General features: G+C 68.9%; 9 protein-coding genes. 4 read left to right on the top strand and 5 right to left on the bottom strand.

Annotated elements, in window-relative coordinates:
- Nucleotides 1–66: 66 nt before the first annotated feature.
- The gene (rlmKL, locus tag HUS23_12450) at nucleotides 67–2,226 is read right to left on the bottom strand and encodes a bifunctional 23S rRNA (guanine(2069)-N(7))-methyltransferase RlmK/23S rRNA (guanine(2445)-N(2))-methyltransferase RlmL (protein ID QKT04559.1); all 2,160 of its coding nucleotides are present in this window, start codon (nucleotides 2,224–2,226) and stop codon (nucleotides 67–69) included.
- Between the two features lie 218 nt (nucleotides 2,227–2,444).
- Between rlmKL and HUS23_12445 the strand changes: the two genes are divergently transcribed.
- From HUS23_12445 to HUS23_12435, 3 genes are read left to right on the top strand one after another with little or no spacing between them, the layout of a single operon-like run.
- Complete coding sequence (locus HUS23_12445) at nucleotides 2,445–2,999, top strand: hypothetical protein (protein QKT04558.1); 555 nt, start codon at nucleotides 2,445–2,447, stop codon at nucleotides 2,997–2,999.
- Between the two features lie 58 nt (nucleotides 3,000–3,057).
- Nucleotides 3,058–3,636: a hypothetical protein gene (locus HUS23_12440; protein QKT04557.1), complete on the top strand. Its 579-nt coding sequence runs from the start codon at nucleotides 3,058–3,060 to the stop codon at nucleotides 3,634–3,636.
- 16 nt (nucleotides 3,637–3,652) lie between these two features.
- Nucleotides 3,653–3,892: a YcgL domain-containing protein gene (locus HUS23_12435; GenBank protein QKT04556.1), complete on the top strand. Its 240-nt coding sequence runs from the start codon at nucleotides 3,653–3,655 to the stop codon at nucleotides 3,890–3,892.
- 29 nt (nucleotides 3,893–3,921) lie between these two features.
- Here HUS23_12435 and serB read toward each other — a convergent pair whose 3' ends face one another.
- The 3 genes from serB to purL form a co-directional block, all read right to left on the bottom strand.
- On the bottom strand, nucleotides 3,922–4,758 hold the full coding sequence (gene serB / locus HUS23_12430) for a phosphoserine phosphatase SerB (GenBank protein QKT04555.1): 837 nt from the start codon (nucleotides 4,756–4,758) through the stop codon (nucleotides 3,922–3,924).
- Nucleotides 4,755–7,082: an RNA-binding transcriptional accessory protein gene (locus HUS23_12425; protein QKT04554.1), complete on the bottom strand. Its 2,328-nt coding sequence runs from the start codon at nucleotides 7,080–7,082 to the stop codon at nucleotides 4,755–4,757. The genes serB and HUS23_12425 overlap by 4 nt, the downstream gene beginning before the upstream one ends.
- Nucleotides 7,083–7,153: 71 nt before the next feature.
- On the bottom strand, nucleotides 7,154–11,035 hold the full coding sequence (purL, locus tag HUS23_12420; GenBank protein QKT04553.1) for a phosphoribosylformylglycinamidine synthase: 3,882 nt from the start codon (nucleotides 11,033–11,035) through the stop codon (nucleotides 7,154–7,156).
- Nucleotides 11,036–11,168: 133 nt separating this feature from the next.
- On the opposite strand from purL, the gene HUS23_12415 reads away from it, so the two are divergent.
- Complete coding sequence (locus HUS23_12415) at nucleotides 11,169–11,621, top strand: RDD family protein (GenBank protein ID QKT04552.1); 453 nt, start codon at nucleotides 11,169–11,171, stop codon at nucleotides 11,619–11,621.
- Between the two features lie 144 nt (nucleotides 11,622–11,765).
- On the opposite strand, the gene HUS23_12410 is transcribed toward HUS23_12415, so the two are convergent.
- On the bottom strand, nucleotides 11,766–12,125 hold the full coding sequence (locus HUS23_12410) for a hypothetical protein (protein ID QKT04551.1): 360 nt from the start codon (nucleotides 12,123–12,125) through the stop codon (nucleotides 11,766–11,768).
- Nucleotides 12,126–12,151 lie beyond the last annotated feature (26 nt).

Below are 12,151 nucleotides of genomic sequence, written 5' to 3'. Positions count from 1 at the left end.
ACGGTAGACCGAATATTCTCGGCCATTCTGGACGGGAGTTAAAGGTAGACCCGTCGCGGCCCCGGCTCACCCCCGCGCACGCAGGCGCCAACAACGGTGGATGTGCGGGTTGCGCTTGAAGTCCTCCGGCAGGGTGCGGGCGCTGAGATCGGCGAGATCGAATGCTCCCAGCGCCTCGGCATCCAGCTTGAAGTGGCGCCGGTTGGTGGAGAACACCAGCTCGCCGTCGGGCGTGAGCAGCGCGGCCGCAGCGTGGATCAGCGCCACGTGGTCGCGCTGTACGTCGAACTCGGCGCGCATGCGCTTGGAGTTCGAAAAAGTCGGCGGATCGAGAAAGATCAGCCCGTAGCGCGCTTTGGCGCGCGCGGCTGCGCGCAGCCATTGCAGACAGTCGCCCTGCACCACGCGATGGGCCTCGCCCGTGTACCCGTTCAGCGACAGATTGCGCTGCGCCCAGTCGAGGTAGGTGCGCGAGAGGTCCACCGAGGTGGTGCTGCGCGCGCCCCCCGCCGCGGCATGCACGCTCGCCGTGGCTGTGTACGCGAACAGATTGAGAAAGTCGCGACCCGCGGCCGCCTCGCGCAGCAGTCCGCGCGTGATGCGATGATCGAGGAACAGGCCGGTGTCGAGGTACTCGTCGAGGTTCACCCAGAACCGCAGGCCCGCCTCGTGCACCTCGTAGAAACGCCCCTGCGCCGCCTGGCGCTGATACTGCGCGGCGCCCTTTTGTCGCTCGCGCACCTTGACGTGGATATCGGTCGGCGCCACCTCGAGGACCTCGACCAGCACCTCCAGGGCCTCCTCGCGACGCGCGCGCGCCTTGTCCGCATCGATCTGCGCGGGCGGCCGATACTCCTGCACGTGCGCGTGCACCGCCGGGCTGCCGGGACGGTGCACGCGGTAGAGGTCGATCGCAAAGGCATACTCCGGCAGGTCGGCATCGTAGACGCGGTAGCACTCCACACCCTCGCGCCGCGCCCAGCGGGCGAGATGGCGCGCATTCTTGGCCAGCCGGTTGGCAAACATGCGCGCCCCCTCACTTTGCGCCGGTCCTCCCTCCACGTACCACTCCGGCGCGACCGTGAAATGCAGCAGACGACAGGCGAGCGGGCCGTTATACAGGTTGTGATAACGCTGCGCGCGCAGGCCCATGTACTTGCCGAGCTCCGGCGCCGCCGTGAGCATCGCCACCCGCCAATCGCCAAACTGGCTCTTCAAGGTGCTGCCGAGCTCGCGATACAAGGACCCGAGCGCCACCTTCTGCCCGAGGCGTTCGCCATAGGGCGGATTGACCGCCACCAAACCGGGCGGCCCCTCCGGCGGCGTGGCATCGGCCAGCGCGCGCCGCTCCACGTGCACGTAGCCGGTGAGCTCGGCGCGCCCGATGTTTTGGCGCGCGATGCGCACCACCTGCGGGTCGCTGTCGTAACCGACGATAGGCGGCAACTGCGCCAAACCGGTAGCGCGACGGGCGCGCGCTTCGTCCACCAACTGCGCCCACAGCTCGGGCGCGTGCCCGCGCCAGCCGAGAAAGCCGTATCCACCGCGACCAAGGCCGGGCGCAATATCGGCCGCAATGAGCGCGGCCTCGATCGGCAAGGTTCCCGCGCCACACATCGGATCAAGAAATGGACGCCCCGCAGTCGCCAACTCCGGCCAGCCGGCGCGCAGCAAGATGGCCGCGGCGAGATTCTCTTTGAGCGGCGCGCCGCCCGCCTCGCTGCGGTAACCGCGCCGGTGCAGCGGCTCGCCCGACAGATCGATCGCGATCTGTGCCTCGTCGGCCTTGAGGTGGACGTTCACGCGCAGGTCGGGATTGCGCGCGTCGACGTCCGGCCGCATGCCGCTCACCTCGCGCAAGCGGTCGACCACGGCATCCTTGACCTTGAGCGCGCCGAAATGCGTATGCGTGATGTGCGCGTTGCGCCCGCTGAAATCGACCGCCAGCGTTCCGCGCGGATCGATATGACGTTCCCACTCGACCGCGCGTACGGATCGATACAGGGCATCGGCGTCTGCCGCCGCGCCGTGCCCCAGGACCAGCAACACGCGGCTCGCCACCCGCGACCAGAGGCAGGCGCGATAGGCGCAGCCGAGGTCGCCGGCAAAATAGACGCCGCCGCGCGTCTCACGTACCTCGAGTGCATCGAAGGCACGCAACTCGTCTGCCAACAATCCCTCCAGGCTCGGCGCGCAGGTGGCAAACAGCGATAAACAGTCGGTCATGAGCGATTCCGAAAATAACAACGGGGACGGGCAAGGACGTGCTGTTTCACGGCGAAGCGGAAGTTTAGCACCCGCCGCCGGCGCGCGCCGCAAACCCGGAGCGAACACATTTTTCTTGATTTTTTTAAACACGAAACCATTGAATCGCTTGAATAGCGCCACCGCCGCTGTGATAATTCGCGACAGAGTTGACTTTTACCGCAAAAAAGGAAGCGCTCATGGCAAGACCACGAAAGGCAGCCGCGAAGAAGTCCGTGAAGAAAGCCGGCGGACGTACTCGCGCCAGTACCGCCAAGAAGCAGGACGCGATGACGAACGTCAGCGCAGAGATCGCGCGCGTGAAGGAACAGCTGATGCAGTCTGGCGAAAAGCTCGTCGAAGCGGTCGCTAAGCGGGTGCAACAGGTCAAGCAGAAACTGGATAAGGCCGCCGCGAAGCAGAAGACCGCCAAGGATCGTCGCGTAGCCGCCAACAAGCGCGCCAAGGCCAAAGGCACCGCCGCGGCCGAGCAACAGCTCGAAAAGGCGAAGACCGCCTACGAGGCCGCATTGGCCGAGGCCGAGACGCTGCGCAAGGAGTACGACGCGAGCAAGACGCAGCTGCGTGAGCTCAAGGAGGAGAACGCCAAGGCCGCGGCACTCGCCAAGGCCATCGACAGCTTCGAAAAGAAGTGGGAAGCGAAGGTCGCCAAGGCGCGCAAGAAGAGCGCGGGCACCGGCCGTCGCCGCGGCCGTCCGCGCAAGAGCGCGGCGGCCAAGAAATCCGCCGGCTGACGCGCGGACACCACGGCAATCGAAGGCCCGGCATCGCCGGGCCTTCGTCATTTGACTCATGACGATACAGACCGACGAACGACGCCGCGCCTTGCTGCGGGTACTGGTCAAGGCGCTGGCACTGGGCGGCCTGTTGGCTTTCGTGCTCGCGCTCCTCGCCAGCCTGATCACGCCGCAACACCTGCGGCCGAACGAAGTCGCCTATTTCGATCCGCGCAGCCTTGCCCCGGGCGAAGCGGTGCGCGTCGACTGGGACGGGCGACCGGTGTTCGTTTTGCGGCGCACGCCGGCCATGCTCGAGGCCTTGTCCGCGCTTGAGCCGGCCTTACAGGACCCCGGCTCACGGCGCGCGCGCCAACCCGAGGGCCTCGATCGCGAGACACGCAGCCGGACACCGCAACTCCTGGTGGTGCTCGCCCTGGGCACCGGCTTCGGCTGCCCGCTCGATTACGTGCCGCCCGACGTCCCACGGCCGCCGCGACCCGATTGGGTCGGCGGGTTCGTGGAACGCTGTGGCGATATCCCGTATGATCCGGCCGGGCGCGTTTACCGGCATCCGCAGGCGACGCGCAACCTCGACATTCCGCCTTATGTGGTGCTCAACGATGGACGAATTGCGATCGGCTATGGCCAGTGAGGACACACGCCCGTGCATGGACTGCGTGGTGTACAAGAGCGTGCGGCGTGAGGAGTATTACCTGTTCGTGCCGGCGGACGAGGGGCTGGAGCGGGTCCCGGCACCTTTGAAGGAACACCTGGGCGAACTCGCGCGCGTGATGGACCTCAGCCTGACGCCCGAGCGGCGCTTGGCGCGCCAGGACGCCGGGCGCGTGATGGCCGCCCTCGCGCAGGACGGTTACTACCTGCAGACCCCGCCGCCGCGCATCGTGTAGCGCGGCCCCCGGGCATCTGCGATGCGCGGCTACGCCAGAATATGGCACAGCGCCTCCAAGCCGCTGTGGTTCAGTACCACCTGCGCCTTGGCCTGCACCGCCGGCTTCGCGCGATAGGCAACCGACAACCCCGCGCGCGCCAGCATCAACAAATCATTGGCCCCGTCGCCCACCGCAATGCTCTGCTCGGGCGCAATGCCGAGCTGCTTGCAAAGCTCGTTCAGAAACTCGGCCTTGGCCTCCGCCCCGACGATCTCGCCCAACACCCGCCCGGTGAGATAGCCATGCTCGATTTCCAGCGTATTCGCGCGCGTGTAGTCGAGCCCCAGGCGCGCCTGTAAGCGCTCGGTAAAAAAGGTGAACCCGCCCGACACCAGCGCGAAGCGGGCACCGTGCGCGTGCACGCAATCGATCAGCGCCTCCGCACCCGGCGACAAGCGTAGGCGCTGCTCGTACACCGCCTGCAAGGCATCCTGCGGGATGCCCTCGAGCAGCGCCACCCGTTGGCGCAGCGATTCCTCGAACACCAGTTCGCCGCGCATGGCCGCCGCGGTGACCGCCGCCACCTGCGGTTTCAGCCCCGCGTGATCGGCGATCTCGTCTATGCACTCGATGGTGATCAGGGTCGAGTCCATGTCCGAGATCAGCAGACGTATGCGTGCCGGTTCGAAATCGGTCGGCAACGGATTGACGTCGAACGCCACGGCCTCACGCAACGCGGCGAGGCGTTCGGCGGACAGCGGCTCACCGGGATGCACGCGCCAGTGCCCGGCGCGGCGCTCGGGTTCCGCGCCGGGCAGATGCGCGCCCAGGGCCGCGCGCGCCGCGGCGTCGAGTTCGGCGGTATGCAGCAGCAGTACGTTCACGCGCGATCCTTCAGGCGCGCGAAGGCCTCGGCCATGATGCCGCCGGGCGCCGGCTCGGCGCGCTGCTTGTTCGCCGCGCGGCGCGGCCGCTCGCCGGGGCGCGCGGCGTTGGCCTTGGCATCGCCCTGCTCGCCCTTTTTCTGCGGGCGCTGGGTTGCGGCGTCCTGCAGGCGCATGGTCAGGCTGATGCGACGGCGCTTGAGGTCCACTTCCTGCACCTTGACCTTCACCACCTGCCCCGTCTTGACCACCGCGTGGGGATCGGCCACGAACCGATCGGCCAGCGCCGATACGTGCACCAGACCATCCTGGTGCACGCCGATATCCACGAAAGCGCCGAAGTTGGTGACGTTGGTCACCACGCCTTCCAGGATCATGCCGGGCTCGAGGTCGTTGAGCGTCTCAACCCCTTCGCGGAAGGTGGCGGTCTTGAACTCGGGCCGCGGATCGCGCCCCGGCTTCTCGAGTTCGGCGATGATGTCGCGCACGGTCGGTTCGCCGAAGTGCGCGTCGGCAAAGGCGCGCGGATCGAGCGTGCGCAGGTAGGCGCTGTCGCCGATGATGGCGTGCAGCGGGCGGCCGGCGTGCGCCAGGATGCGCGCCACCACGGGGTAGGCCTCGGGATGCACCGCCGAGGCGTCCAAGGGATTGTCGCCGTCGTTGATGCGCAAAAAGCCCGCGGCCTGCTCGAAGGTCTTGTCGCCGAGGCGCGGCACCTCGCGCAGCTCGGCGCGCGAGCGAAACGCGCCGCGTTCATCGCGCAACGCGACCACATGGCCCGCCACGCTCTCGCTGAGTCCGGCCACGCGTGCGAGCAGCGGCACCGAGGCGGTGTTCACGTCCACCCCGACCGCGTTCACACAATCCTCCACCACCCCGTCGAGCGAGCGGGCGAGTTTCACTTGGCTGACGTCGTGCTGGTACTGACCCACGCCGATCGACTTGGGGTCGATCTTCACCAACTCGGCCAGCGGGTCCTGCAAGCGGCGCGCGATCGAGACCGCGCCGCGCAGCGACACGTCCAGATCGGGAAACTCGCGCGCCGCCAGCTCCGAGGCGGAGTACACCGAGGCGCCGGCCTCGGACACCATGGCGAAGCTCAGCTTCAGTTCGGCGTTGCGGCGCTGCAGTTCGGCCGCGAGCCGCTCGGTCTCGCGCGACGCGGTGCCGTTGCCGATCGCGATCAACGACACCTGATGCCGCTTCGCGAGCGTGCTCAAGATACTCAGTGCTTCGTCCCAGCGCTTTTGCGGCGCGTGCGGGTAGATCGTGGCGGTGTCCACCACCTTGCCGGTCACGTCCACCACCGCGACCTTCACCCCGGTACGCAGGCCGGGGTCGAGGCCGATCACCGCATGACCGCGCGCGGGCGGCGCGAGCAGCAGCGCGTTCAGATTGCGCCCGAACACCTTGATGGCCTCGGCCTCGGCCTCCTCGCGCAGGCGCACCTTCAACTCGGTATCGAGGTGAGGCAGGATCTTCACCCGCCAAGCCCAGCGCACGCACTCCTGCAACCAATCATCAGCCGCGCGGCCCTGCGGGGCCAGTCCGAACTGCGCCACGATCATGCGCTCGCCGCTGGACGGCCCCGCCGGCGGGTCCTCGGGCAGGACTAGGTCCAGCGTCAACACGCCTTCCTTGCGTCCACGGAACAAGGCCAGCGCGCGGTGCGAGGGGATGGCGCGCAGGGGCTCGCTGGCGTCGAAGTAATCCGAGAACTTGATGCCGGATTCTTCCTGGCCGGCCACCACCTTGGACTGCAGGTGCGCGTCCTCCCACAGATGCTCCCGCAGTCGGCCCATGAGCTCGGCATCGTCGGCGAAGTGCTCCATGAGGATAAAGCGCGCGCCTTCCAGCGCCGCCGCGGCGTCGGCCACGCCCGCGTCCACGTTCACGAACCCGGCGGCGAACTCGGCCGGCACCTGGCTGGGGTCCTCCAGCAGGCCCATGGCGAGCGGTTCCAGGCCGGCCTCGCGCGCGATCTGAGCCTTGGTACGTCGCTTGGGCGCATACGGGCGGTACAGATCCTCCAGACGCACCTTGGTGTCCGCCGCTTGGATCGCGCGCTCGAGTTCGGGCGTCAGCTTGCCCTGTTCACCGATGGACTTGAGCACCGTCGCGCGCCGCTCCTCGAGCTCGCGCAGATAGCCCAGGCGCTCGTCGAGCAGGCGCAGCTGGGTGTCGTCCAGACCGCCGGTGGCCTCTTTGCGGTAACGCGCGATGAAAGGCACCGTGGCACCCTCGTCCAACAGACGAACCGCGGCCAGCACCTGCTGATCGCGCGCGACGAGCTCTTGGGCGAGCCGTTGGATGATGCGGTCCATGGGGTCTCCTGCAAGTGGCGAGCGGCGATTGTAACAAAGCGCGCCCGTGCGAAATGCGCCCTACGCCGCGCTCAGCCTAGCCATGCCCGCGCGTTGCGGAACAGCCGTAGCCAGCTGCCGTCCTCGCCCCACTCGGGGGGATGCCAGGAGTGCTGCACCGTGCGGAACACCCGCTCGGGGTGCGGCATCATGATGGTGAAGCGCCCATCCGGCGTGGTGAGCGCGGTAATGCCGAGCGGCGACCCGTTAGGGTTGGCGGGATAGCGCTCGGCCGGCGCGCCGCGGTTGTCCACGTAGCGCAGCGGCACCGCGCCCGCCGCCAGCAGGGCCTCGGCCGCGCCGCGATCGAGCGCGGCCCGCCCCTCGCCGTGGGCCACCGCGATCGGCATGCGCGAACCGGCCATGCCGGCGAAGAAGATCGACGGCGAGTCCAGCACCTCGACCAGCGACAGCCGCGCCTCGAACTGCTCGGAGCGGTTGCGCACGAAGGCGGGCCAGTGCTGCGCGCCGGGGATCAGATCGCGCAAGCGCGCCATCATCTGACAGCCGTTGCACACGCCGAGCGCGAAGGTGTCGCCGCGCTCGAAGAAGGCGTGGAAGTCCTCGCGCGCGCGCTCGTTGAACAGAATGGAATTGGCCCAGCCGCGCCCGGCCCCGAGCACGTCGCCGTAGGAGAACCCGCCGCAGGCGGCAAAGCCGGCGAACTCGCGCAGGCTGGTGCGCCCGGCGAGGAGGTCGCTCATGTGGACGTCGCGCGCCTCGAAGCCGGCGCGGTCGAAGGCGGCCGCCATCTCCACCTGGCCGTTGACGCCCTGCTCGCGCAGGATCGCGACCTGCGGCCGCGCGCCGCGCGCTATGAACGGGGCGGCCACGTCCTCGGCGGGATCGTAGCTGAGCGCGACGCCGAGGCCGGGATCCTCCTCCAGCAGCGCGTCGTACTCCTGCTGCGCACATTCAGGGTTGTCGCGCAGCGCCTGCATGCGCCAGCTGGTTTCCGACCAGCGGCGCTGCCAGACGGTGCGTGCCTCGGCCAGCACCACCTCGCCGCCGCGGCGGAAGGTGAGCCGGTCGTCGTCGGCGGGGGCGCCGAGCACGTGCACCGAGCGCGCGAGGGCGGTCTGGCGCAGGCGCGCCAGCACGGCGTCGAGATCGCCGGCCCGCACCTGCACCACCGCGCCCAGTTCCTCATTGAACAAGGCGGCGGCAACGTCCTCGCCCAGGCCGTCCAGGTCCACCTCGAATCCGCAGTGAGCCGCGAAGGCCATCTCGCATAGCGTGGCGAACAGCCCGCCGTCGGAGCGGTCGTGGTAGGCCAGCAACTTGCCCTCGGCGTTCAGCGCCTGCACGGTGTCGAAGAAGTGCTTCAGCGTCGCCGCGTCGGTCACGTCGGGGGCGTGCTGCCCGACCTGCTTGTAGACCTGGGCGAGCGCCGAGCCGCCGAGGCGGTTACGGCCGCGACCGAGGTCGATCAACACCAAGCGGGTGTCCGCGCCGCGCTGCAGCTGCGGCGTGAGCGTGGCGCGCGCATCCAGCACCGGCGCGAAGGCGGTGACGATCAGCGACAAGGGCGCGGTCACGCTGCGCTCCTCGCCCTGCTCGCGCCACACCGTCTTCATGGACATGGAGTCCTTGCCGACCGGCACCGCGATGCCGAGCGCGGGACACAGCTCCATGCCCACCGCCTTCACCGCCTCGTACAGACCCGCGTCTTCGCCCGGGTGGCCCGCCGCCGCCATCCAGTTGGCCGACAGTTTGATGTCGCCCAGCGCCCCGATGCGCGCCGCGGCGATGTTGGTGAGCGCCTCGCCGATGGCCATGCGTGCCGAGGCCGCCGGCTGCAGCAGAGCGAGCGGCGTGCGCTCGCCGATGGCCATCGCCTCGCCGGTGTAGCCGTCGTAGTCGGTCAGGGTTACGCCGCAATCGGCCACCGGGACCTGCCAGGGGCCGACCATCTGATCGCGCGCCACCATACCGCCGACGGTGCGGTCGCCGATGGTGATCAAAAAGCGCTTGTCGGCCACCGTGGGCAGCGCGAGCACGCGCCCGGCCGCCTCGGCGAGATCCAGGCCCGCGGTGTCGAAGGGCTCTTTATGGAACGGGTGGTGCTGCGCGCGGCGCAGCATCTTGGGCGGTTTGCCGAGCAACACCTCCATCGGCATGTCGATAGGCGTGTTTTCGAAGTGCCCGTCGCCGAGCACCAGCTGGGGCTCGGCGCTCGCCTCGCCCACCACCGCATAGGGGCAGCGCTCGCGTTCGCACAGGGCCTGGAAGGCGTCCAAGCGTTCGGGCGCGATGGCCAGCACGTAGCGCTCCTGGGCCTCGTTGCACCACAGCTCCATGGGCGACATGCCCGGATCATCGGTGGGAATGGTGCGCAGTTCGAAGCGCGCGCCGCGGCCGCTGTCGTGCACCAGCTCGGGCAGCGCATTGGACAGACCGCCCGCGCCCACGTCGTGAATGGAGATGACGGGATTGTTCTCGCCCTGCTGCCAGCAGCGGTCGATGACCTCCTGACAACGGCGTTGCATCTCGGGATTGCCGCGCTGCACCGAGGCGAAGTCGAGGTCTTCGCTGCTCGCCCCGCTGGAGACGGACGAGGCGGCGCCGCCGCCCAGACCGATCAACATGGCCGGCCCGCCCAGCACCACCAACTGCGCGCCCGGCGGGATGTCGCCCTTCTCCACGTCCTCGGCGCGGATGTTACCCACACCGCCCGCCAGCATGATGGGCTTGTGGTAGCCGCGTACCTCCACCCCGGCGGGTCCCGGCACGCGCTCCTCGAAGGTGCGGAAATAGCCGGCGATGGCCGGGCGGCCGAACTCGTTGTTGAACGCCGCCGCGCCGATCGGGCCTTCCAACATGATGTCCAGCGCCGAGGCGATGCGCCCCGGGCGGCCGTGGTCGCTCTCCCACGGCTGCTCGGCGCCGGGGATGCGCAGGTTGGAGACCGAGAAGCCGGTCAAGCCCGCCTTGGGCTTGGAGCCGCGGCCGGTGGCGCCCTCGTCACGAATCTCACCGCCGGCGCCGGTGGCGGCGCCCGGATCGGGCGAGATGGCGGTGGGGTGATTGTGCGTCTCGACCTTGCACAGCAGATGCACCGGCTCCTGGCGGCGCAGATAGCGACCGCTGGCGGGGTCGGGATAGAAGCGCTGCCCGGGCGAGCCCGCCAACACCGCGGCATTGTCCTTGTAGGCCGAGAGCACGCCCTCGGGACTCACGCGATGGGTGTTGCGGATCATGGCGAACAGCGACTTGTCCTGCGCCTCGCCGTCGATCACCCAGTCGGCGTTGAAGATCTTGTGGCGGCAGTGCTCCGAATTGGCCTGCGCGAACATCATCAGTTCGACGTCGCTCGGGTTGCGCCCCAGCGCGGTGAAGTTCTCCAGCAGGTAGTCGATCTCGTCCTCGGCAAGCGCGAGACCGAGGTCCCGATTGGCCGCGACCAGGGCATCGCGCCCCGCGCCCAGCACATCGACCTGGGTCATCGGGCGCGGCTCGACCTGGCGGAACAACCGCTCGCCCTCGTCCAGGCTCTCGAACACCGCCTCGGTCATGCGGTCGTGCATCAGCGCCGCCAGCACCGCGACTTCGGCCGCGCCGAGCGGCGCGGCGCTCTGCACGTAATACACCCGCCCGCGTTCCAGGCGCCGCACCATGGGCAATCCGCAGACCCGGGCAATCTCGCTCGCCTTCGAACCCCACGGCGACACCACGCCGGGGCGCGGCACCACCAGCAGCAACAGGCCCGCGGCGGGCGCGGCCGCCGCCGGGCCGTCCAGCAACAGGGCCTCCAGGCGCGCCTGTTCGTCACGCCTCAGGCTGCGCTCGAGGTCGGCAAAATGAATGTATTGGGTGCTGAGGTCGGTGACGCCGGGCACCGCCGCCCGGAGCTGAGCGAGAAGTTTTGCGCGCCGGAAGTCGGACAGCGCGGGACCGCCGGGAATTTGTAGCATGGACGCGCCTCTAGGCCAGGCTCGGGAAAACGCGCAATGATATCACAGCGTCCCGCCTCGCCCAGGGCGCGACCGCCGCCGGTCCGACCGCGCCGGCTGAGGCGTGGGTACGCCTCTGGTATCATGCGCGCCCATGGCCAAAACCACCGCTACTCCCGTCGCCGCCCCCACGCTGCCGCGTGCCGGCCTGCTGCGCCGCTTCGCGGCGATCTTCTACGACGCCCTGCTGCTGATCGCGGTCTGGATGGGCGCCGCGGCGCTGGTGCTTGCCTTCACCGGCGGCGCAGTGTCGCCGGGCAACCCGCTGTTCCAGACCTATCTGCTGCTGGTGACGTTCGCGTTCTTCGCCTGGTTCTGGATGCACGGCGGCCAGACGCTCGGCATGCGCGCCTGGCGGGTGCGCCTGCGGCGGCGCGACGGCGGCCCGCTCACCTTGTACCACGTGCTGTTGCGCTTCATGGTGGCCATCGGCTCGTGGCTGGCGCTCGGGCTCGGCTTTCTTTGGGCGTTGGTGGACAAGGAGGGGCTCACCTGGCACGACCGCTACTCCGAGACCGAACTCGTGGTGGAGCCGCGCAGCCCCTGAGCACCAGAAAGCCCGCGGCATACGCGGCACACGCGGCACACGGATGTGCCGCCGTGATCGATGGCGGCCAGCCGTCGATCACGAAGCGAAGCGACAACCACGCTTTTCGCTTCGCGTGGTCTGAGCCATCCAAGATGGATGGATTCAGACCTGGTACATGGGACGGCGCCGCGTGAGGCTGAACCAGCCCCAAGCGGTGCGCACCAACAGCCACAGCCAGCCGAACGCGGCCAGCGCGGCCCCGGCGAGCGCGATCTCGCGCCATGGAAACACGATGAAGGTCAGCACGCCGATGAACACCGCGCCGAGCCCCACCCACACGGTGTTGATCTGCCAGCGCAGATGGGAGTCCAGCCAGGGCGGCATCTCGCCGCGCCACTGCGCCGCCACCATGGCCGCCACGATCCACAAGATGTTGAGCAACATCCCCAGCGCCAGTACGCCGTAAAGCGTCAGCACGCGTTTTCGCGCCCGCTCCTCGGGGGCGACTTCCGTTCTCGCCATACACGATTCCTTTCTCGATTCGGGGA

This window comes from Ectothiorhodospiraceae bacterium 2226 (assembly GCA_013348725.1).
Classification (GTDB): Bacteria; Pseudomonadota; Gammaproteobacteria.
Note: the sequence above shows the minus strand (reverse complement) of the source record. Positions and strands in the feature narration are given on the sequence as shown.

What these genes read in the sequence shown, in the direction of transcription:
- rlmKL (QKT04559.1), bottom strand. Translation starts at nt 2,226, where the DNA reads ATGACCGACTGTTTATCGCTGTTTGCCACCTGCGCGCCGAGCCTGGAG.
- HUS23_12445 (QKT04558.1), top strand. Translation starts at nt 2,445, where the DNA reads ATGGCAAGACCACGAAAGGCAGCCGCGAAGAAGTCCGTGAAGAAAGCC.
- HUS23_12440 (QKT04557.1), top strand. Translation starts at nt 3,058, where the DNA reads ATGACGATACAGACCGACGAACGACGCCGCGCCTTGCTGCGGGTACTG.
- HUS23_12435 (QKT04556.1), top strand. Translation starts at nt 3,653, where the DNA reads ATGGACTGCGTGGTGTACAAGAGCGTGCGGCGTGAGGAGTATTACCTG.
- HUS23_12425 (QKT04554.1), bottom strand. Translation starts at nt 7,082, where the DNA reads ATGGACCGCATCATCCAACGGCTCGCCCAAGAGCTCGTCGCGCGCGAT.
- purL (QKT04553.1), bottom strand. Translation starts at nt 11,035, where the DNA reads ATGCTACAAATTCCCGGCGGTCCCGCGCTGTCCGACTTCCGGCGCGCA.
- HUS23_12415 (QKT04552.1), top strand. Translation starts at nt 11,169, where the DNA reads ATGGCCAAAACCACCGCTACTCCCGTCGCCGCCCCCACGCTGCCGCGT.
- HUS23_12410 (QKT04551.1), bottom strand. Translation starts at nt 12,125, where the DNA reads ATGGCGAGAACGGAAGTCGCCCCCGAGGAGCGGGCGCGAAAACGCGTG.